The following is a 21,092-nucleotide window of genomic DNA, read 5'->3' as shown; positions in this document are numbered from 1 at the left end:
ATTGTAAAAACAATTAGGCTTTTTTTACGAACTTTTTTCTTGCACATCATTAATGAGCACTTCTCGTGGTTTACTACCTTCATACGGACCTACTACACCATTCATTTCCATTGCATCAATTAAACGGGCAGCTCGCGTATAACCTACCCTAAACCTACGTTGCAACATAGAAACAGATGCTGTTTGCATTTCCACTACGAGCTGAACTGCTTCATCATATAATTCATCTTCTACTTCCTGCTTCGTATCAGGAACATCTTGCGGAATCATATCTTCTTGATATTGCGCTTTCTGCTGACCAATAACATATTCTACAACTCTCTCAACTTCATCATCTGATAAAAATGCACCTTGTACACGTACAGGCTTCGATGCACCAATTGGTATAAACAGCATATCTCCACGACCTAGTAGTTTCTCTGCACCACCACCGTCAAGAATTGTACGAGAATCTGTTTGAGAAGATACAGCGAATGCAATACGTGATGGAATATTCGCTTTAATAACTCCCGTAATAACATCAACTGAAGGACGTTGTGTTGCAATAATTAAATGAATACCAGCCGCACGAGCCATTTGCGCTAGACGCATAATCGCATCCTCTACATCCGATGAAGCAACCATCATTAAATCTGCTAACTCGTCCACAATAACTACAATATAAGGTAATTCCGGTTGTTTCGCTTCTGATTGACTATTATGTTCTTTTATATAGTCATTGTACCCTTCAATATTACGCGTGCCACTATGAGCAAATAACTCATAACGACGCTCCATCTCGCTCACAACTTTTTTCAAAGCTTGTGATGCTTTTTTCGGATCAGTTACAACTGGTGTTAATAAGTGCGGAACACCGTTATATACATTTAACTCTACCATTTTCGGATCAATCATCATTAATTTTACTTCATGTGGTTTTGCACGCATTAAAATACTAACAATAATACCGTTAATACATACACTTTTCCCGCTACCCGTCGCACCAGCTACTAGTAAATGGGGCATTTTATTTAAACGGGCTAATACAGCTTCACCTGTAATATCTCGTCCAAGACCAATTAACAACTTCTCTTCTGGATGATTATTAGCCTTAGAATCAAGGACTTCTCTAAGTGTTACCATAGAAACTTCTGAGTTCGGAACTTCAATCCCTACAGCTGATTTCCCGGGAATTGGTGCCTCAATACGAATGTCTTTCGCAGCTAAAGCAAGTGCTAAATCATCACTTAAACTAACGATTTTGCTTACCTTTACTCCCATATCAGGATATACTTCATATTTTGTGACTGCAGGACCTCTATGTACTTTTGTTACTTTCGCTTTCACTCCAAAGCTTTGGAATGTACGTTCTAATTTACGAGCATTCTCATAAATTTCTGCATTTTCATTTGTAACTTGCTTGTTCTTAGGAAATTTCAATATATCAAGTGCAGGAAGCTTGTAATCTTTATTTTCTACATTTGAAAATTGCATAGGAGGTGCTTGTGTTTCACTCTCTAGCGATTCAACGATTTTTTCTCCACGCTTTTTCTTAGATTCTTCAACAGGCGGAGCCTCTTCAATAGACGGTGAAGTTATCAACTCTACTTCCTGTATTTCGCCAATTCGTTTATCCTCTTCTTCATTTACTGGATAATTCTCAGTGAAATTCGAAATAATGGGAGGATCAATTGAGATTTCTTCCATCGGCTCAATAATTTCTTCTTGTTCTGCAGCACGTTTGCTCCTTGTGCTTCTCGTTGTTTTTTTCTTTTCTGTTTGTTCAGCCGTTCTTTTGGATCTCCAATCTTTATAATCCCCTTGCATTACTTCAAATTGACTTCTAAGGATTCTTCCTACAGGGGCAAGTACTTCCCCAATATGCTTATTTGTTATACAAAGTATGCCTAGAATCACTAAAATAATTCCAATAATATAGGCTCCTACTTCATCAAATAAGAAGTAACATGTCGCGAACATAAGCGCGCCAAACATACCACCGCCTAAATGAACGCTATCTGGACCCTTTTTCATTTCAAGAAAGAAGTTATCTTTCGTACTCACAATAACAGAAGTATTTTGCACTGCTCCATCTTTCGTAAGTAGGTTAAATAATGTAATATGACTAAACATTAATATCGCCAATACTATTAAATAAAAACCGATTAACCGTTTATTTAAAAGGTTCGGCCATCCACGTTTGATAACAAACGAAACCGATAAAGCTATTACACCTAACACACCAATTATGTACCACTCACCAAAGAAGAAGCGAAAAAATAACACAAACGATTTTCCTACAACGCCTAGCTGTAAAATCGTAATGATTGAAAGTGCAAAAAGAGTTAAACCGACGATTTCATAATACAAAGTTGGCTTTATCGTGCGTCTTGCTTTTGCCTTCGTCCCTCTTTGCTTTTGTTTTGCCATTTCTTCACCTCGTGTTCTACATATAAATAGAGCTTCCTGAAAAAAGCTCTACTTATATGTCTGTTTTCTCTATTTTTTCAGGTCTTACATCTTCTATTTTTACACTTCTTGTAAATTGTTAAATAAACAGAAGAAAGCAGCCCTCTCATGGCTGCTCAACCGTCTTGTTTTTTATATTATACCATAGCTTCTAAACAAAATCCTTCTTTTTGCTAAAAGGTTATTTTCTGACCAGGCTCAAACTCTAAGTAGTGAAGCGGATCCGTACTTAGCACACGTACAATAGAATAATATCCATGTTCTTCTTCAGAAACCATTAACTCAACACCGTTTATATTTACAACTTTTTGGCTTTCACATTGCGAATAATCGGCTGGATAGACAAGTTGCTCTGGCATAATTGTATATAAAATCATTGTAACATTGTCCCTTCTGCACGATCATCCCCACGTGCATCTATTAATTCGTTCAATTTTCGAATCGCATTTCCGATACCACCGACATCATCTATAAGACCATACTTCACTGCATCTCCACCAATTACATTCGTACCAATATCTCGCGTTAAATTCCCTTTCGCGAACATAAGCTCTTTAAAACGATCTTCCGTTACTTTCGAATGCTTCGTCACAAATCGAATAACTCTTTCTTGCATTTTATCTAAATACTCAAATGTTTGCGGCACACCTATAACAAGACCTGTTAGACGAATAGGATGAATTGTCATTGTCGCAGTTTCCGCAATAAATGAATAATCCGTGGAGACAGCAATCGGTACACCGATAGAATGTCCTCCGCCTAGAACAAGAGAGACTGTTGGCTTTGAAAGCGAAGCTACCATCTCAGAAATTGCTAGCCCTGCTTCAACATCACCACCAACCGTGTTTAATATTAAAAGTAAGCCTTCAATTTTCGGATTTTGTTCTATCGCAACAATTTGCGGAATAATATGCTCATATTTTGTTGTTTTATTTTGCGGCGGCAACTGAACATGACCTTCCACCTGTCCAATGATTGTTAAACAATGAATACGCGATTCATTCATTTGTGGTACATTTGTTTGTCCAAGCTGTTGAATTTTTTCCACTATTGAAGCTTCTTTTCCAATTTCTTTCGGCTCAGCCTCTTTCCCTTCATTTGTATAACGATCACGTTCTGTCATATCGCATCCCCTTTCACTCGTATATAACTATTATTTCTTAAGTTATAAATTTCATTCGATAGAGTTAAAAAAGAAAAAAGATCACCCGTAAAGGTGATCTTTTTTATACTTCCATAATAATCGGTAAAATCATAGGTTTTCTCTTTGTCTCTTCGTACAAGAACTGTCCTAATAATTCACGAATATTTTGTTTTAACATAGACCATTCAATTGAATATTCTTTAATTGATTGCTCAACAATCATACGTACAATCTCTGTAGAGCGGTCAATTAACGCTTCTGATTCACGTACATACACAAAACCACGTGAAATGATTTCTGGACCAGAAACAATTTTCTTTTCATCCTTACCAAGTGTTACAACAACTACTAATATTCCATCTTGAGATAACATTTTTCTATCTCGAAGAACGATATTACCAACGTCACCTACACCTAATCCATCAATTAATACATTGCCCGCTTGCACTTTACCAACTAAGTTCGCTTCATCGTCACCAAAACCGATTACATCGCCTTTTTCTACGATAAAGATATTTTCTCTTGCAATACCTACATCTTCAGCTAAATATGCATGTGCTTTTTGCATACGAAACTCACCATGTACGGGTACAAAATATTTCGGTTTCATTAAATTTAACATTAATTTTAATTCTTCTTGGCTACCATGACCTGAAACGTGAACTTTTCTTTCACCGTAATAAACAACTTCAGCTCCCGCTCTAAATAACAAATCAATAATTTTCGATACAGATATTTCATTACCCGGAATTGGAGAAGCCGCAATAATAACCGTATCACCTTTACGAATTGAAATTTGTTTATGAGCTTGCTTCGCCATTCTAGAAAGGGCCGCCATTGGTTCCCCTTGGCTACCTGTCGTTAAAATAGCTACCTTTTTCTCTGGGAAATTGTCTACTTCTTGTAGTGAAATAACCATACCTTCTGGAACATCTAAATAACCAAGACGTCTTGCAATATCTACCACTTTCACCATACTACGTCCTACAACCGCTACTTTTCGTCCTGTTTCAGCAGCTGCATCAAATACTTGTTGAATACGATGTACATTCGATGCAAATGAAGCAACGATAATACGTCCTTCTGCGCCGTAGAACACTTTAGAAATTTCTACTCCAACTTCTTTTTCAGAACCTGTATAGCCTGGACGCTCAGCATTTGTACTATCAGATAATAAGCACAGTACGCCTTCATTTCCGATTTGTGCCATTTTCCCAAGATCTGCTCCACTATTTCCAATTGGAGTTTGATCGAATTTAAAGTCTCCTGTATATACAATCGCACCTTTTGATGTATGGAAACAAACACCAACAGAATCTGGAATACTATGTGTCGTTCCAAAGAATGACACCGTTGTAGTATTAAACTCCACTGTTGAATTTGAATCGATTGTTTTTAAGTCTACACGGCCTAACATACCCGCTTCGCCAAGTTTTTCTTGTATAAGTCCTACTGTTAATTTCGTTGCATACACTGGAATGGATAATTTACGAAGTACGTAAACAATACCACCGATATGATCTTCATGACCGTGAGTAATAAATAAACCTTTTACTCGCTCTTGGTTTTCCACTAAATATGTAATATCAGGAATAACGATATCAATTCCAAACATTTCATCTCCTGGGAACATTAACCCTGCATCTACAATAAAGATTTCAGAATCAATTTCAACACAGTACATGTTTTTCCCGATTTCACCTACTCCACCAAGAGCAAATACTTTAACAGACTCATTCTCTTTTCTCTTCATGTTGTTGCCTGGTTTAAAAATCTTTCAAACACTGATTTCACTAAAATTGCAGAGACACCAGGGGAAACTCTACAACCACCATATATTCACCGTCCAAGACGAATGTCCTTACCGTTATGCGATATCATGTCCTTGTTTATTTTTTAAACCAGGTTTCACCTCTCTTTCATTATATAAATCAAATATCTTATTCGATATGATATGAAAATGTAATCAAATTATAATTTTTACCAATTTTGCTAAGCATACCCGTACTAAGCTACTTAGCCATATTATACCTGATACAAGAAATAGAACACAAGTTAAATCGTGCGAAAGAATAGGTAAAAGAACGGAATTATAACAAAAGTATCGAACGTATTTCCTTTATATTTACTTCGATTTTATACTCCATATTATTTTGAAGAAATAGCCATACATACGCTAAATTCATTTCATAATATGGATTTTCAATACTTATTTTTCTAGAATTGAACAAAAACACTTAAAAAATGGAGTTTTTTTATGAATTACGTCACCTTTGAGGGGATTTCTCTAAAAAACAGAAGCGGTGGTTTATTATGTTTATTCTATAATAACTATGATTTTTTGATCCTTTTAAAGGGGTACAATTATTTTCTTATACACATTGCAATACATAATGAAAAAGCGATTAATAATCTTATAAGTATTCATGTAAGTAAGAAAAGAGCGGCAAAGATTTTCTTACCAATAAAAAATGACCTAGTTCTACACTAGGTCATTTTTTATTAACGAGGGATAGATTGCATAACAGATTGTAACGTTACTCTTTCTTCTTCTGTTAACGGAAGAAGTGGTAAACGTACAGAACCTACATCTAATCCAACCATTTGTAACGCTGTTTTTACTGGCGTTGGGCTTGGCGCCATAAATAATGAATCCGTTACTCTTACAAGTAATTGATGTAATTTTTGCGCCTTCTTAAATTCACCTGCTTGGAATGCTGCAATCATTTCTTGCATTTCATTTCCAATCACATGAGATGCTACAGAAACGATACCTTTCGCTCCAACTGCCATAGCTGGTAACGTTAAACCGTCATCACCGCTGTATACTGCAAAGTCGTCCGCTGTTTTTTCAATGATTTCTGTCATTGTTAACACATCGCCGCCTGCATCTTTAATCGCAACAATGTTTTCTATTTCTGATAAACGAACAACTGTATCAACGGAGATTTGTACAATAGATCGTCCTGGAACGTTGTATAGCATAACCGGAAGCGGCGTGCTTTCAGCAATTGCTTTAAAGTGCTGATACATTCCTTCTTGACTCGGTTTGTTATAATACGGTGCTACTAGCATTACTGCATCAACACCAACTTCTGTTGCCTTTTTAGTTAAGTCAATAGAAGCATGCGTATTATTGCTACCTGTTCCAGCGATTACGGGCACCCTTTTATCGACAACAGATACGACATGGCGATATAACGCTACTTTTTCTTCTGAAGTTAATGTAGGAGATTCGCCTGTCGTTCCTCCTACCACGATTGCTGTTGTACCGTTATCTATTAAATAATTTACCAATTTCGTTGTCTTTGCAAAATCGATATTTCCGTTTTTATCAAACGGAGTTACCATCGCGGTTGCAATTGTCCCAAAATCTATCATGGTCTCACTCCTTATTGTTCCAGTTGCTTTTCTTTTGAAAGCTCAAACGCACTATGTAATGCATTTACAGCCTCCACTAAATCAGTTTCTTTTACAAGAACCCAAATTGTCGTATGGCTATCTGCCGATTGCAGAATTTGAATACCTTTTTCCGCTAAAGCTGTAACGATTTTCGCAGTAACCCCTGGGTACCCTGCCATTCCAGCTCCTACAATAGATACTTTTGCACAATGCTCTGTCACAATTGGCTCATATCCAAGGTTTTTTAATAATTCAACCGCACGACTTGATACACTATCACTCACCGTATAAGCTACCCCAGTAGGTGAAATGTTAATTAAATCGACACTGATTCCTTCATTCGCCATTTCTTTAAACACGTGCTGTTGTAAATCATATGCTGTTTCTTTTGCCAGCACTTTAATTTGCGTCACATTTGATACATGAGCGATACCTGTAACAGGACGTTCTTCTACATCACGGCCTTTTGTCGCACCGTCCGATGCTGAAATAAGCGTACCTTCACTATCAGAATACGTAGAACGTACACGAAGTGGTACTTTGGCATGCATTGCAATTTCAACTGCACGTGGATGAACGACTTTTGCACCTTGATATGCCATGTTACAAATTTCATTGTATGTTACCGTTTGAAGATGACGTGCATCTTTTACGATGCGAGGATCCGCAGTCATAACACCTTCTACATCTGTAAAGATATCAATAAATTCAGCATGAAGCGCAACACCTAATGCAGAAGCTGAAGTATCGCTACCTCCGCGTCCAAGTGTTGTCGTATCACCTTTTTTCGTTTGTCCTTGGAATCCTGTAACGACGATTACATCTACATTTTCTAGCTCTTCATGTATACGATCACAGTTCATTTCGATAATCTTAGCATTTGTAAAATCATCATTTGTTACAAAACCAGCTTGTGCACCATTTAATGCCGCTGCTTTTATACCGCTCTCATTTAGCATGTTTGAGAAAACGATTGCTGAGATTAATTCTCCGCATGATAATAATAAATCTTGCTCACGATTAGAAATGTGAGATTCCTCTTGATTTACAAGACTTAACAAAGTATCAGTTGCATATGGTTCACCTTTACGGCCCATAGCAGATACGACAGTAACTACCTTATAACCCGCATCTAGCGATTTTTTTATATGATGAAGCGCATGCTTACGTCCATTTTCATCACGTACAGATGTGCCACCAAATTTTTGAACAATAATTTTCATATTTTGCACCTTCTCTTAGCCGTTTACACTAATTGTAATTTTACTAAGCGCTCTGCAATTTGAACAGAATTCCATGCAGCGCCTTTTAATAAGTTATCAGATACGACCCAAAGATGGAATCCTTTATCGTTATTTAAATCTTTACGGATTCTTCCAACGAATACTTCGTTTTTACCTACTGCAGTAGCTGGCATTGGATATAACTGCTCTTCTGGGTTATCTTGTAGAACGATACCTTCTGCATTTGCAAGTAAATTCTTGAATTCTTCTACTGTTACACCTTCTTTTTCTACTTCGATGTAAACAGACTCAGAGTGACCTGATACAACTGGTAAACGTACACATGTTGCCGCTACTTCTAGCTCTGGCATATGCATAATTTTTTTCGTTTCATTAATCATTTTCATTTCTTCAAACGTAAATCCATTATCTTGGAATTTATCAATCTGTGGAATCGCGTTGAAAGCAATTTGGAAATGTTTTTTATCACCTGATACAGGTAAAACATTTGCCTTCACTTCTTCGCCATTTAAGATTGCTTGTGATTGTTCATGAAGTTCTTCAATCGCTGCCGCACCAGCACCTGATACAGCTTGATATGTGGAAACGATTACTCGTTTTAAACCATATTGCTGACGAACTGGCTCAAGAGCTACTACCATTTGAATTGTAGAACAGTTTGGATTTGCAATAATACCATTATGTTCTTTTAAGTCATTTTCATTTACTTCAGGTACAACAAGTGGCACGTTTTCTGTCATACGGAATGCACTTGTATTATCAACAACAATCGCACCGCGCTTTGCTGCTTCTGGCGCTAATTGTTTTGATACAGATCCACCAGCACTAAATAGTGCGATATCTACTCCTTCAAAACTTTCAGGAGTTGCCTCTTGAACTGTAAATTCTTCGCCTTTAAATACAAGTTTCTTACCTGCAGATCGTTTAGATGAAAGTAACGTTAACTTCCCGATTGGAAATTCTCGTTTCTCTAAAGTATTTAACATTTGTTCACCAACTGCGCCGGTTGCTCCAACTACAGCGACATGAAAAGTTTTTTGCTTTTCCATCACTATGCCCCTTTCTAGATACCAATCCTTCTATAACTTAGAATCAGAAGGAGTATACAATACCCCTTCTAATCTTAATAACGTTAATTTTATCATATTCTACAGTAAGAATGATGGTTTCATCAAAAATTGTCCGTTTTTTTTCGTTTTTTAATTCATATATCTGAATTTTTCTACGACAACCGGTTGCAATTGCTTCCCTTGCAGCGCTTCTAATACTGTATCTTCCAGCAGCTCCATGCGAGCTACCATTGAGTTAGGTTTTTTCTCTGGTGCATCTTGACCGAATGGGACGAAATAGATGTTTTTTGTTGCCATTAGGCGCATGAGGTTGACGCCAACAGGGTGATAACAATATAAATATTTCTTTTTTCTTCTATTATATTATTTCTAAGCATGTATATCATATCCTTAATTAATACAATACACGAATTCAACGGTAATGTATTAATTTTGTGGGCAAGTTCTATTTCGATAGTGAGTTTATGGAAGCATAAAAAAGTTCTCCAATGTTACGAAGCGAATAAAAGGGTATTTTCAAAAAAGCATACCGAGCGAGATTCTCTACAACCGGAATACAAACTTTCATTTTGTTAAATACTCAAAATTCATCTTAAGGATTAGAAAACTTCATATCTTATTTATTCAATTTATGTTATGGTACAATATGTTAATTATAATATATTAATTACAATATATTGATTGCAAAGTTTTAAAAAGGAGTATATATAATGAAAGCAAAGAAACTAATATGTTTAGCACTTCCCATCATGCTATTCGGGGTAGGTTGTGGAGCAGAAAAAGACTATTCTAAATCTAACAGAGGTAAAGAAGTCATGGAAGAACTGGAGGCTAAAAACTCTAGTTATGATGAAGAACTGGATACTTTAGGTGATGCTTTAAGTGATTCTGAAGATGTACTAAACTACCTTGTCGAATCTGACGATTTGGCATTACATAAAAAAGAGTACAGAGACGCACTGTATGACTTAGAGAGCATAGCTATAGAAATTGCAGATTTAAAGCCTGAGAACGAGTTTAAAGAACTACATAAAGATATAATTAAGTCTATGGAAAAGTATCGAGAAGGTATAAACATACAACTTAAAAAAATAGACCCAAAAGATATGGATTTTCTTGATGGCCGATTACAAATGAGTACTGCTAAAATAGGGTATTTACAGGCGCTTTATAAAATGGCAGAAGAAATAAACTAAGCATCAAACTAGATATATTACAAAAAGGTAGAAAGCACTGAAAATAACTTAACAGCTTTGGATGACAAATTACAAGAAACTCTTCAATCGAAATAATGTAAAAAAAGCCGACTCAATTAAGAGTCGGCCCTTTTTTTATTTATCCTCATACCACCAACCTTTACGATTTAGATACTCCTTCATGCCTTTTAGTTGAGCATCTGATGTTGGTTTGGAAATGAAATATGTTAACCCATCCGATTTTAAGATAAAATCAGCTGTCATTTTTAGAGACGTTAATGCTCCCATTACATCAGAGACATGCTCTCGACCAAATGCACCTGATTGGATGATGTTTTGTTTAGTCGCTTGTGCTTTCACTCGCTCCTGCGCTACTTCAGTAAACCAGGGCAGTGATTTATTTCCTATAAGCGAATTAAGATCACATTTACCGATACCAGGTACATTACCTGTCTCAGTATACTGCCAAATATCACAAGGATATGCTGGTTTATTACCGCCATATCGCGGAATCCATACAAAGTCACATTTCACATTCGCCATTCCAAAAGGTTCGTACATATGATGGCCGACATATAACCCCACTTTATTAGCTCCTAATCGGTATAACTCATCAATAAAGGCTTGTGTACCGGCTCTCATATCGTTCATTGTTTTTACTTCCACATCAGCCACCCAAATCGTAGCGCTCTTGTCACCTCGACTCCAGAAATCTTGTGCCTCTTTCTTCGCATCATTAATCGATACAAACCTACAGAACGCATAATTGCCAAAAGGAACGTTATGCTGTTTCATGCTTTGTACATATCCTTTATATAATGGATCCACATAATTTGAGCCATCCTGCACTCTAGCAATCACAAAATCCAAATACTGTTTTGCAACTGGCCAGTTAATATTACCATTCCATTTTGAAATGTCTACGATTTGTCCCATTACTCAACATCTCCTTCAAATAATTTTTGTTTAATTTCTGTTACATCTTTAGAAATAGATCCAAAAGCTTTTGCCTGCTCTTCAATAACTTGTTGATTTCTATCGATTACTTGTTGGTACTTTTCTTCCCGCTGTTCATTCTTTTTTTGTGTAGTAAAAAGCATCCACACAAATAACGTTGCAAATGCTCCCTGCTGAATAACTGAATTAAAAATTGCATCTTCCACTATTTCCATCTCCTTTCAAAATAAAAAGAGGATCACATTATGTGACCCTCTTAATCTATAAAAGCCGTATTTTATTCGATAACCATTTTACTCCTCAATACGCCCGAAGCCTCTCCATCTCCCAGGCTCTCCTGATTCTATACAAACCCAACCAATAAAGCTTCCCGGACTTGGTGTCTTAGAGTATATTCTGTCTCCTCTTAGCCATTTCCCTTGAGCTGGCGGACCACTTATTAACATCGCTGCTGGTAATGTTCCACCACTGTTATTTTCAACCTGTAAATATCCACCCTCATGATATCCACTATTAATTGTAATAATATCTCCTCCGCGTAACACATTTCCCTCGATGAATAGATTAGAAAAAACCCAATTGAATTCGAATAACGTTTTTACTGGATTAAGGAAACTATTATATTGAGCTACAAGGAAACGACATGCTGCGGCAAATGTAAACAAGCTTCTTGTAGGTTGTCCAGTGGGTACAATTCGATTCTTAGAAAAGTCTATGTCGTTCGCATCCCCACCAATTTTAGCAATTCCAGTATCTCCGGAAAGGGTGAAATTATTACCGAGTATATTAAGTTTGCCTACAATATAATCTAGTGAGAAAACATATTCAACATCTGGCCGATCTAAAAGGAAACTATTATCAGTAACGCGTAAACATCTAATTTCTCCACCAGATCTAATATATGAATTCACGAAGTTATTTCCAGTCAGAAGAACATCCGAACCATTTAAATCCAATACCGCACCTATAAATGAGTTATTACTTACCTTAATATATATACAATTTGAAAAACGAATTGCATTTGTTTGTTCAAAAGCATTGCCACTAATCATAATATCTTTTAAAACATCAACAACATTATAAATACCGAAATCTAATGTTTTAATATTGTTATTATGAATATGAGCACCACTTCTACCAAGGATAATACCTTTTCCAGCTCCATAAATCGTATTACCAACTATCTGTACGGTCGTAGTAGTACCATACTCCGAAACTGCAATCCCACCATAATAAACATCGTACCCACCTTGTGGTGCTTTTCCTAGTCCATTATCATCAAAATAATTAAACCCAAATGTACTTGTATCGTCACCTTTGGAAGTTGGTGTATTAATAAAACCGACCTTACCACCCGTATACATGATTCCAATATGATAGTTCAAAAATGTATTATGTATAACACTTACACGCATAGTTGATTCTAAATGAATACATTTCGTAAAGCCGTACACATAGTTATTTTCAATCGTAAGTCCATATCCATCTTTCGTATTCATATCATTTGCATACTTAATTGGCGTCTTGCCATCTACATCTAATGGATATTCATATTCAATGCCTGTTCTTGCTGCTGGAAGGCCATATACATCTCGTGAAAAATTATGATCGTAATGGACTTTAAATGTCCTTTTGTTAATGACTGTATTATAACGAATCGATACGGCCATACTTTCATAAAAAATAATCGAGTCTCCGTAATTGTCATATGGACCCATACCATTCTTTACAATATTCGAACCACCACAATCTAGTAAGATATTATTAGAAACATCGAAATATGCGGCACCAGTCACTTTAATTCCATCACCATATATATCATTTAACTTACAATGTGTAATGCTCCCATTCGCTAAGTATAAGCCCCTTATACCACAACCACCATCATAATAAGGTGCTGGATGTGTATCAAAAGGTGTTTTTTCTAATCCACCCTTATGAAGTTGTTTTGTGTAGTCAATTTGAATATGTTGAATATGAACATTTTCAAGTGGTTTCAATGGTGTTCCTTCAAGTTTGATACATTCTAAAGAATAGGTATCTGTAAACTTAAGTATTGTCTTTTCCTTATTTTGCCCCATAATAATTACATTCGAAAAATCAATTCTCAACTGCTTCTTTATTCTGTAAGTACCATTCGGAAAATATAGTACGCCCCCGCCTATAGTCTTTACATAAGCAATTGCCTCTAATACTTTTGAAGTTTCATCTGTAGTCCCGTCACCAATCAATCCGTATTCTGCTTTCATATCAATCCAAATGTTTTTAAATCGTGAATTCGTTTCTAATAACTGCGAATGTACTTGAGTGTACTCTGTATCAAGTCGTGCTTTTAAAGTAGGGTGTGCTTCTCCATGAAAATCTACTCTGGCCTGTGCTGCCTCGACTGATGAATCACCATTCAGCACCAATGTGTGCAATTGCATTTGCACATTTTCGGATACTCGATTTGCTTCTTCCGAATATTTCTTTGCAGATTCCGCATCATTTTTTGCTTCATCGCTTATCTTTTCAATACTATTATAAGTACCTTCAATTTGATCCCAATTATCATTTGTTTCATTTCGAAAGTGTCTATCTTGTTCTATATTTTTCCATCGCTTTAAATTTAGTACCATGTATATCACCTCTTTATTAATAAAAAGTTAAAAGTCGGTATTTGGTCCGACTTTTAATAGGTTACAGGTACTTACTCTAAAATGCCACTAATACTTACATTAATCGCATTTTCTGTTTCTTGTTGTACAGAAAAAGCATCATTAGGATCTAATACCACAGAAGTGTCAAGAAACCTCGTTTCGCCTGCCTTTACTATATAATTTTTCATAATGTCTATCGTATTAACCGTAATGGTTAATTTCGCATCACTTTCTTTTGTATTAGTGAAAATCATTTTAGTTGCTGTAACCCGTTATTTCGAATCTATCTTTTCTACCCAACCAAAAATTCATGACTGTCACACCGTCCATAATGGATGGTATAGTTGACGTAAAAATGACATACAAGGACTCTAATAATAATTTGTTTGAAGAATGCCACACTATTAATTTTAGATATTCTCTAGATTTAGCTCATACAAATGTTAAGTAGTCTCACTTTGATGAAACCACTAATACGTTATAGAATGTCGTCCAATCTATAATCAAACATTTCCTCTAAGTTATCGTAAATAACTTACATAATTTTTTGTGAAGTTCAATTTCAAACTCAAGACATTTTTGAATCTCTTCTTTTATAGATTCATTGTTACCTATAGGAATTGATATTTTTATATGTGTCTTTATTTTTTCAGTTTGTTTTTCTTCTATTTTTACTCCCTTTCTTTTTCATAAATTTTTATATCATTTTATTAAACAATTAAAATTCCCCTTACAAACATAACCTGTCTATTTTCTCTACAAAAAAGAGGAATTACTCCTCAATATTTTCTTTTGTCTGCAATTCATCGATGATGGCCCAACTAGCCTTGTAATATGCTCGAAGGATCTTATCAATATCCTTTTTTGTTTTCGGCTCTGGGGCCACAATATAAACTTTCGTTTTTCCAAATTTATAAGACGCGGCATATTTTTCTTGTTGGCTCATGGTGTCACCTCTTGAAGTGCTTTCTATATTTGTATGCTGCTGATTTGTTAGTACTGCCATATTAGTTGCTAACCATTTCAAAACAGAGCAATCATCAAAATATTAAAGTATTGGAAAACGACGAAGAATCTTAAATGCTTTCTCAAATCAAACATGTCATTACTTTCGCTACATCAAATAGCCGTTTCTACTTCTTATATATACATCTCACGTATATGAATTAACTATAAGGAGGTCTATTTATGAAAACCGCAATCTACCTAAGAAAATCCCGTGCCGATCTTGAAGCCGAAGCACGCGGCGAAGGTGAAACTTTAGCAAAGCACCGCACTACCCTGCTGAAAATTGCCAAGGAAATGAACTTAAATGTTTTAGCTGTCCGTGAGGAAATTGTTTCTGGTGAGAGCTTAGTGAAACGTCCTGAGATGTTAGCACTTCTTGAAGAAATTGAAGATAATAAATATGATGTTGTTCTTTGCATGGATATGGACCGCCTAGGTCGTGGTGGTATGAAAGAGCAAGGAATCATTTTAGAGACGTTTAAACGCTCGAATACGAAGATTATGACGCCTAGGAAGACTTATGACCTTAATGATGAGTGGGACGAAGAATACAGTGAATTTGAAGCGTTTATGGCACGTAAGGAATTAAAGATTATTACAAGACGTATGCAACGTGGTCGTGTTGCTAGTGTAGAGGCTGGGAATTACCTTGGTACACATGCACCATTCGGATATGATATCCACCGTTTAAATAAGCGAGAGCGTACGTTAACGATTAATCCTGAAGAAGCTTCTGTCGTAAGAATGATATTTGATTGGTATGCAAATGAAGATATAGGAGCGAGTGCCATTAGAAGCAAGCTAAATGATCTTGGATACAAAAGTAAGCTAGGTAATGATTGGAACCCCTATAGCATCTTAGATATATTAAAAAACAATGTGTACATCGGAAAAGTAACATGGCAAAAGCGAAAAGAAGTAAAGCGGCCTGATGCTGTAAAAAGAAGTTGTGCACGCCAAGATAAATCAGATTGGATTATTGCTGATGGCAAACATGAGCCACTCATACCGGAAAGTTTATTTGAACAAGTACAAGATAAATTAAATTCGAGATATCACGTCCCTTACAATACGAACGGAATTAAAAATCCTTTGGCTGGCATTATTAAATGTAGTAAATGTGGTTATAGTATGGTCCAGCGTTATCCGAAGAATCGAAAAGAAACGATGGATTGTAAACACCGCGGTTGTGAAAACAAATCAAGCTATACGGAGTTAATTGAGAAGCGTTTACTCGAGGCATTAAAAGAATGGTACATCAATTATAAAGCTGATTTCGAAAAACATAAGCAAGGTAACAAGTTAAGAGAAACACAAGTTATTCAAATGAATGAAGCTGCATTACGAAAACTTGAGAAAGAATTAGTGGATGTCCAAAAACAAAAAAATAATTTACACGATTTATTAGAGCGCGGCGTTTATACTGTCGATATGTTTTTAGAACGTTCGAAAGCCGTTTCTGACCGTATTAATGAAATTACTTCCACGATGGAAAACTTAAAGAAAGAAATTAAAACAGAAATTAAAAAGGAAAAAGTGAAGAAAGATACAATACCTCAAGTGGAGCATGTTCTTGACCTGTACTTTAAAACAGATGATCCCAAAAAGAAAAACAGCCTCCTAAAGTCAGTTTTAGAAAAGGCTGTTTATAAAAAAGAAAAGTGGCAAAGGCTCGATGATTTCGAACTTGTGCTTTATCCTAAGCTTCCTCAAGATGGCGACATATAAGCGTTCGCGCTATGTCGTCACCTTGTTGGTGTAATTAGATTTACCCCATTAAGCCCTAAAGCATCATTCGTCGAAACAGCCAATACGACAGGCTTGCCATTTCTTAGCGTCGCTTTCGCTGCCATTAATACTGGAGAGTCTGTCATTGCATTTGCAAATTTACTCATAGAATTTCCGGTTAGTGGTGCAATTACCATGCAATCTAGTGGAATTTTGGGTCCTAGTGGTTCTGCGCCAACGATGGAATTAATTGCTTTAAAGCCTGTTACTTCTTCAATCTTTTTAATCCACTCTGCCCCTTCTCCAAATCTCGTATTTGTTGATTGAACAGTGTAAGAAACAACGGGACGTACTTCTGCGCCCTCAGCAATTAACTTTTCTAAATGAGGCATTACTTCTTCGTACGTACAATGTGAGCCAGTAAAACCAAACCCGATTCTTTTCCCTTTTAAATTCATTCCCCATTCTCCTTCCTTGCGATTACGTCTTCTGCCAGTAACTGAGAAAGAACATTCGCTAAAATTTGCCCTGCTGTTTTCGGAGCAACAATACCTGGTAATCCAGGTGCTAACAGCGCTTTGACTCCTCTTTTTTCCGCATATCTAAAGTCGGTACCACCTGGTTTAGAAGCTAAATCAATTACTAACGTATGGGCCGGCATTTTTGAAATGACATTCGCTGTCACAACGAGATGCGGAATTGTATTAATGACAATATCGATATTGCCTACTTCTTTCTCAATGTTTTGCATATGAAAAGGAGAAAACATCATTTCTGTAATACGTGCAATATGTTCGGATCGTCTTGCTCCAACTTTGACATGGGCGCCTAATGATTGAAATGCTCTGGCAACACTCATCCCTGTTCTACCAAATCCTAAAACCATTACATTGGAACCATGAATTGTATAGTCGGTATGTTGAATTACCATCATTAATGTACCTTCTACAGTTGGAATAGAATTGTAGATCGCCACATCATCACGATCAAATAATTTAACAAGTTTGCGGTTTGTAGTAGATACGAGATTTTCCAAGTAAGGCGTACCAATACCTGAATATATAGTAAAGTGTTCTGGTGTATTTTCAATTTGTTCTTTCGTTATAGAAACTTTTTCGTTTGAAAAAATAGTATCTACTTCTCCCTTGGCATTTGTACCTGCAACTGGCAAAATAATTGCATCTACAGAAGTGAAATCTAAATTTTGTATACTTTCTTTTGCTGCCCCTGTGAAGCCATGATCCAACTGATCAAACCCTATCAATGAAAGTTTCGCATCCAATTCAACTAGCTTGCGAATTACTTCTAGCTGTCTTGCATCTCCTCCTATGACAGCAATATGCATCTCAGTCAACATTCCCTAATTCACCTTCTTTTTCTGTCATTTATAAGAAAAGTGCCTACTTTTTCTTTTTCCTCCACATCATATGTAATGTACGAGTTTTAGGTGATTGAAAAACCAAAAGCACGTATGATTTATCCCGCTATTTATACACAGTTAGTCCTCACCTCAACATTTGGCATATGAGAGGACATTATACGAGAAATTGATTTCCGGTAAAAGCTCGATTCATGTGAGCTTTTACTCAGTGGAGAATGAACAAAAAAAGATGACCAAAATGGCCATCTTTCACTCCGAATTTGAACGATCTGTAATATCACAAAGGATTATATCATGCCCCACTTTCTTAATTTGACTCCACGTTACTCTTACTTCTTGGGGTTCCTTTTTAAAGCCTCCCCATTTTCCAGCTGGTATGATCAGAGCTTGTATTTGGCCATCCTTCTCATCAATCTCTAAATCCACATGGCCTAAAACCCCCATTTTTTCTGCTCTTTCTAAATTTACGATCTCTTTACCGCTTAATTCACTTAATCGCATACGCTCTCCCCCTACCGAAATTATGAATGTAAGTTATCCATAATTAGTACCTATTCTGTATATCCAAAAAAAATAACCGTATCTCATTTAAAAGAGATACGGTTATTTTTACATACTTCATATAAAGCAATTATAGTTTTATTCCTTTTGGAAGTTTTCCATCTGGACTAATTAATGCTGCAGAGAATTCATCTGTAAACATGTTACGAATTAACTCATCAACATTTGATTTCGTTACAGTGTTTACACTTTCAATAATCTCATCAAGTGAACGATGCTTACGAAGTAGTAATTCATTTTTACCATTGCGGCTCATACGACTATTCGTACTTTCTAAACTTAACATTAAGTTTCCTTTTAATTGCTCTTTACTATTAATAAGCTCTTTTTCTGTAATACCTGTATTTTTCAATGTTTCTAACGTTTCCTGCATTGTGTCATACAGTGTATCTAATTGTTGGCTACCTGTTCCTCCATACAGCGTTAACATACCTGTATCTTCATAAGAAGAATGGTAAGAAAATACTGAGTAAGCTAACCCACGTTGCTCACGTACTTCTTGGAATAAACGGCTACTCATACTACCGCCTAAAATGTTATTTAATACGATTAAGTTATAAATATCTTCGTGTCCCATTTGTAAGCCTTTATATCCTAAACATAAATGAGCTTGTTCTGTTTCCTTTTTACGTGCTACTTTATTAAAATGGAAAATTGGGCTATGTACTTGTTCACGGTTTGTTGTTCCTTCATAACTACCGAAATATTGCTCTACCGTTTGTAAGAAGGCTTCATCAATATTTCCTGCAACTGAAACAACGACATTTTCAGGTGTGTAATGATCCTTGATATATTGGCGTAGCGTATCACCTGTAAACGTATCAAGCGTTTCTTCTGTTCCTAAAATAGGATATCCAAGCGGATGCGTTTCATATGTCGCTTTCGTTAACATATCATGTACAATATCATCTGGAGCATCTTCGTACATTTTAATTTCTTCACATACGACATTCTTCTCTTTTTTCAGTTCTTCCTCATCAAATGTTGAATTAAAGAACATATCTGCTAATACATCTAAAGCATATTTAGCATGCTCATCTAGCACTTTTGCATAGTAACAAGTGTATTCTTTTGAAGTAAAAGCATTCACTTGCCCACCAATGCTATCAAATGATTCTGCAATTTCGCGTGCACTACGTGTTTCCGTCCCTTTAAAGAACATATGCTCTAAAAAGTGGGAAACCCCGTTATTTTTTTCATTTTCATTTCTTGATCCCGCATGGATCCAAATACCAATCGCAACCGATCTTACGGTTGGTATATTCTCCATAACGATTCTTACACCATTTTTACAAGTATATTTTTTAATCAAAAACTTTCCTCCTACTGCCAGTTTCTCTAAATAATTGCTATTATTTAATGATAACAAGTTTAAGGATGAATGTCATGCAAATGTATTTAATCCACACGTTTTTCATCCAGTAATTCTGTTATATTCCCTACTTTATATCCTTGTTCCTTCAATTTTGTAATCATTGTATCTAATGCTTCTGCTGTAGATGAAGTTGGATGCATTAATACGATAGCACCTGGATGTATTTTTCTCATTACTCTCTGCAATAGTACATCTGGATCAGGTCGTTTCCAATCAATTGTATCGACAGTCCACATGATCGTTCCCATTTGGAAATCATCAGCGATTTTAACGACTTCATCCCGAAAACTTCCACTCGGCGGTGCAAACCATCTCACCTTTTGATTCGTAGCAGCTTCAATCATTCGATTTGTTTTTTGTAACTGATCTCGTATTTCATCAGACGATAGCGTTTTCATATTAGGGTGTGTGTAAGAATGATTTCCAACTTCTTGATTTGCATCGACAATCATTTTTGCAAATCGCAAATTTTCTTTCACCCAGCGTCCTTCTAAAAAGAAAGTTGCCTTCACATCATGTTTTTTCAATATCTCTAATATACGCGGCAAATACTCGTTTCCCCATGCCACATTTATTGTTAATCCCACCATCTTTTTATTGGGATGTCCCCTATAAATTGGAGCTGGTGATAAATCTTTTAAGTGAACACTCGGTGATACTTCCTTGAATTCAAGATTTTTTTGATCAAATTTCTTCAGCTTCTTCATATTATTATAGGATGCTTCGATATCAACTTGTCTTCCATTATATCCCGGTGTTGCTTTCCATATTTTATCAATCATCGCATTTTGAGGTGCAATCTCATATTGTTTTGCATGTTTTTGAATTTCTTCATACAAGTTATCCTGTGCAAAAACGGAATAAGAGCCTACACTGACATATAAAAAGAATATACATATGTATGCCAATATACGAGCTTTCATATAAACCCTCCCATTA

The 21,092-nt window shown here is 36.1% G+C and carries 18 protein-coding genes and 2 pseudogenes; 2 read left to right on the top strand and 18 right to left on the bottom strand.

The genetic code is table 11. From position 1 onward, the window contains the following. Window positions 1-24: 24 nt before the first annotated feature. The 8 genes and pseudogenes from MR113_RS01260 to spoVFB form a co-directional block, all read right to left on the bottom strand. Window positions 25-2,409, bottom strand: coding sequence for a DNA translocase FtsK (locus MR113_RS01260; protein ID WP_242250702.1), 2,385 nt, complete (start codon window positions 2,407-2,409; stop codon window positions 25-27). Window positions 2,410-2,621: 212 nt separating this feature from the next. After that, window positions 2,622-2,825 (bottom strand): YlzJ-like family protein, encoded by a 204-nt coding sequence (locus tag MR113_RS01255; RefSeq protein WP_000605027.1) that lies wholly within the window; start codon window positions 2,823-2,825, stop codon window positions 2,622-2,624. Continuing rightward, window positions 2,822-3,571: a translocation-enhancing protein TepA gene (gene tepA / locus MR113_RS01250; protein WP_242250701.1), complete on the bottom strand. Its 750-nt coding sequence runs from the start codon at window positions 3,569-3,571 to the stop codon at window positions 2,822-2,824. Before tepA ends, MR113_RS01255 begins: the two co-directional genes overlap by 4 nt. Window positions 3,572-3,674: 103 nt before the next feature. Beyond that, complete coding sequence (locus MR113_RS01245; RefSeq protein ID WP_000823086.1) at window positions 3,675-5,345, bottom strand: ribonuclease J; 1,671 nt, start codon at window positions 5,343-5,345, stop codon at window positions 3,675-3,677. A gap of 749 nt (window positions 5,346-6,094) precedes the next feature. Beyond that, complete coding sequence (gene dapA, locus MR113_RS01240) at window positions 6,095-6,973, bottom strand: 4-hydroxy-tetrahydrodipicolinate synthase (RefSeq protein WP_000564777.1); 879 nt, start codon at window positions 6,971-6,973, stop codon at window positions 6,095-6,097. Window positions 6,974-6,984: 11 nt separating this feature from the next. Beyond that, window positions 6,985-8,217, bottom strand: a complete 1,233-nt coding sequence (gene dapG / locus MR113_RS01235; protein ID WP_063260407.1) for an aspartate kinase — start codon at window positions 8,215-8,217, stop codon at window positions 6,985-6,987. A 23-nt stretch (window positions 8,218-8,240) separates the two neighbouring features. Beyond that, window positions 8,241-9,287 (bottom strand): aspartate-semialdehyde dehydrogenase, encoded by a 1,047-nt coding sequence (asd, locus tag MR113_RS01230; protein ID WP_061678191.1) that lies wholly within the window; start codon window positions 9,285-9,287, stop codon window positions 8,241-8,243. Window positions 9,288-9,437: 150 nt separating this feature from the next. Then, a pseudogene (gene spoVFB, locus MR113_RS01225) lies at window positions 9,438-9,626 on the bottom strand (dipicolinate synthase subunit B); the annotation flags it as partial. A gap of 392 nt (window positions 9,627-10,018) precedes the next feature. On the opposite strand from spoVFB, the gene MR113_RS01220 reads away from it, so the two are divergent. After that, window positions 10,019-10,504 (top strand): hypothetical protein, encoded by a 486-nt coding sequence (locus MR113_RS01220; protein ID WP_242250700.1) that lies wholly within the window; start codon window positions 10,019-10,021, stop codon window positions 10,502-10,504. A gap of 135 nt (window positions 10,505-10,639) precedes the next feature. Here MR113_RS01220 and MR113_RS01215 read toward each other — a convergent pair whose 3' ends face one another. The 5 genes from MR113_RS01215 to MR113_RS01195 form a co-directional block, all read right to left on the bottom strand. After that, window positions 10,640-11,440, bottom strand: coding sequence for a GH25 family lysozyme (locus MR113_RS01215; RefSeq protein WP_242250699.1), 801 nt, complete (start codon window positions 11,438-11,440; stop codon window positions 10,640-10,642). Then, the gene (locus tag MR113_RS01210; RefSeq protein WP_242250698.1) at window positions 11,440-11,667 is read right to left on the bottom strand and encodes a BhlA/UviB family holin-like peptide; all 228 of its coding nucleotides are present in this window, start codon (window positions 11,665-11,667) and stop codon (window positions 11,440-11,442) included. The genes MR113_RS01215 and MR113_RS01210 overlap by 1 nt, the downstream gene beginning before the upstream one ends. Window positions 11,668-11,754: 87 nt before the next feature. Then, complete coding sequence (locus MR113_RS01205) at window positions 11,755-14,079, bottom strand: glycosyl hydrolase family 28-related protein (RefSeq protein ID WP_242250697.1); 2,325 nt, start codon at window positions 14,077-14,079, stop codon at window positions 11,755-11,757. Window positions 14,080-14,150: 71 nt separating this feature from the next. Continuing rightward, entirely contained in the window at window positions 14,151-14,354 is a 204-nt protein-coding gene (locus MR113_RS01200) for a hypothetical protein (protein WP_242250696.1), read from the bottom strand. A gap of 518 nt (window positions 14,355-14,872) precedes the next feature. Beyond that, on the bottom strand, window positions 14,873-15,106 hold the full coding sequence (locus tag MR113_RS01195; protein ID WP_071742778.1) for a hypothetical protein: 234 nt from the start codon (window positions 15,104-15,106) through the stop codon (window positions 14,873-14,875). A gap of 182 nt (window positions 15,107-15,288) precedes the next feature. On the opposite strand from MR113_RS01195, the gene MR113_RS01190 reads away from it, so the two are divergent. After that, window positions 15,289-16,836: a recombinase family protein gene (locus MR113_RS01190; protein ID WP_242250695.1), complete on the top strand. Its 1,548-nt coding sequence runs from the start codon at window positions 15,289-15,291 to the stop codon at window positions 16,834-16,836. A 32-nt stretch (window positions 16,837-16,868) separates the two neighbouring features. On the opposite strand, the pseudogene dpaB reads toward MR113_RS01190, so the two are convergent. The 5 genes and pseudogenes from dpaB to MR113_RS01165 all read right to left on the bottom strand — a co-directional run. Beyond that, a pseudogene (dpaB, locus tag MR113_RS01185) lies at window positions 16,869-17,294 on the bottom strand (dipicolinate synthase subunit B); the annotation flags it as partial. Continuing rightward, entirely contained in the window at window positions 17,291-18,193 is a 903-nt protein-coding gene (gene dpaA / locus MR113_RS01180; RefSeq protein ID WP_000954740.1) for a dipicolinic acid synthetase subunit A, read from the bottom strand. The pseudogene dpaB and the gene dpaA, both read right to left, overlap by 4 nt. 273 nt (window positions 18,194-18,466) lie before the next feature. Then, window positions 18,467-18,718 (bottom strand): YlmC/YmxH family sporulation protein, encoded by a 252-nt coding sequence (locus MR113_RS01175; RefSeq protein ID WP_242250694.1) that lies wholly within the window; start codon window positions 18,716-18,718, stop codon window positions 18,467-18,469. A gap of 130 nt (window positions 18,719-18,848) precedes the next feature. Further along, window positions 18,849-20,090 carry a M16 family metallopeptidase gene (locus MR113_RS01170; RefSeq protein ID WP_242250691.1) on the bottom strand — a complete coding sequence of 414 codons (1,242 nt, stop codon included), beginning with the start codon at window positions 20,088-20,090 and terminating at the stop codon, window positions 18,849-18,851. Between the two features lie 86 nt (window positions 20,091-20,176). After that, window positions 20,177-21,076: a polysaccharide deacetylase family protein gene (locus MR113_RS01165; RefSeq protein ID WP_242250690.1), complete on the bottom strand. Its 900-nt coding sequence runs from the start codon at window positions 21,074-21,076 to the stop codon at window positions 20,177-20,179. Window positions 21,077-21,092 lie beyond the last annotated feature (16 nt).

Origin of the sequence: Bacillus cereus group sp. BfR-BA-01379, assembly GCF_022663605.1 — a bacterium.
GTDB lineage: Bacteria > Bacillota > Bacilli > Bacillales > Bacillaceae_G > Bacillus_A > Bacillus_A mobilis.
This window is presented reverse-complemented; position numbering and strand designations above follow the sequence as displayed.

What these genes read in the sequence shown, in the direction of transcription:
- asd (WP_061678191.1), bottom strand. Translation starts at nt 9,287, where the DNA reads ATGGAAAAGCAAAAAACTTTTCATGTCGCTGTAGTTGGAGCAACCGGC.
- MR113_RS01260 (WP_242250702.1), bottom strand. Translation starts at nt 2,409, where the DNA reads ATGGCAAAACAAAAGCAAAGAGGGACGAAGGCAAAAGCAAGACGCACG.
- MR113_RS01195 (WP_071742778.1), bottom strand. Translation starts at nt 15,106, where the DNA reads ATGGCAGTACTAACAAATCAGCAGCATACAAATATAGAAAGCACTTCA.
- tepA (WP_242250701.1), bottom strand. Translation starts at nt 3,571, where the DNA reads ATGACAGAACGTGATCGTTATACAAATGAAGGGAAAGAGGCTGAGCCG.
- MR113_RS01215 (WP_242250699.1), bottom strand. Translation starts at nt 11,440, where the DNA reads ATGGGACAAATCGTAGACATTTCAAAATGGAATGGTAATATTAACTGG.
- MR113_RS01190 (WP_242250695.1), top strand. Translation starts at nt 15,289, where the DNA reads ATGAAAACCGCAATCTACCTAAGAAAATCCCGTGCCGATCTTGAAGCC.
- dapA (WP_000564777.1), bottom strand. Translation starts at nt 6,973, where the DNA reads ATGATAGATTTTGGGACAATTGCAACCGCGATGGTAACTCCGTTTGAT.
- MR113_RS01200 (WP_242250696.1), bottom strand. Translation starts at nt 14,354, where the DNA reads ATGATTTTCACTAATACAAAAGAAAGTGATGCGAAATTAACCATTACG.
- MR113_RS01255 (WP_000605027.1), bottom strand. Translation starts at nt 2,825, where the DNA reads ATGATTTTATATACAATTATGCCAGAGCAACTTGTCTATCCAGCCGAT.
- dapG (WP_063260407.1), bottom strand. Translation starts at nt 8,217, where the DNA reads ATGAAAATTATTGTTCAAAAATTTGGTGGCACATCTGTACGTGATGAA.
- MR113_RS01220 (WP_242250700.1), top strand. Translation starts at nt 10,019, where the DNA reads ATGAAAGCAAAGAAACTAATATGTTTAGCACTTCCCATCATGCTATTC.
- MR113_RS01175 (WP_242250694.1), bottom strand. Translation starts at nt 18,718, where the DNA reads ATGCGATTAAGTGAATTAAGCGGTAAAGAGATCGTAAATTTAGAAAGA.
- MR113_RS01245 (WP_000823086.1), bottom strand. Translation starts at nt 5,345, where the DNA reads ATGAAGAGAAAAGAGAATGAGTCTGTTAAAGTATTTGCTCTTGGTGGA.
- MR113_RS01165 (WP_242250690.1), bottom strand. Translation starts at nt 21,076, where the DNA reads ATGAAAGCTCGTATATTGGCATACATATGTATATTCTTTTTATATGTC.
- dpaA (WP_000954740.1), bottom strand. Translation starts at nt 18,193, where the DNA reads ATGTTGACTGAGATGCATATTGCTGTCATAGGAGGAGATGCAAGACAG.
- MR113_RS01205 (WP_242250697.1), bottom strand. Translation starts at nt 14,079, where the DNA reads ATGGTACTAAATTTAAAGCGATGGAAAAATATAGAACAAGATAGACAC.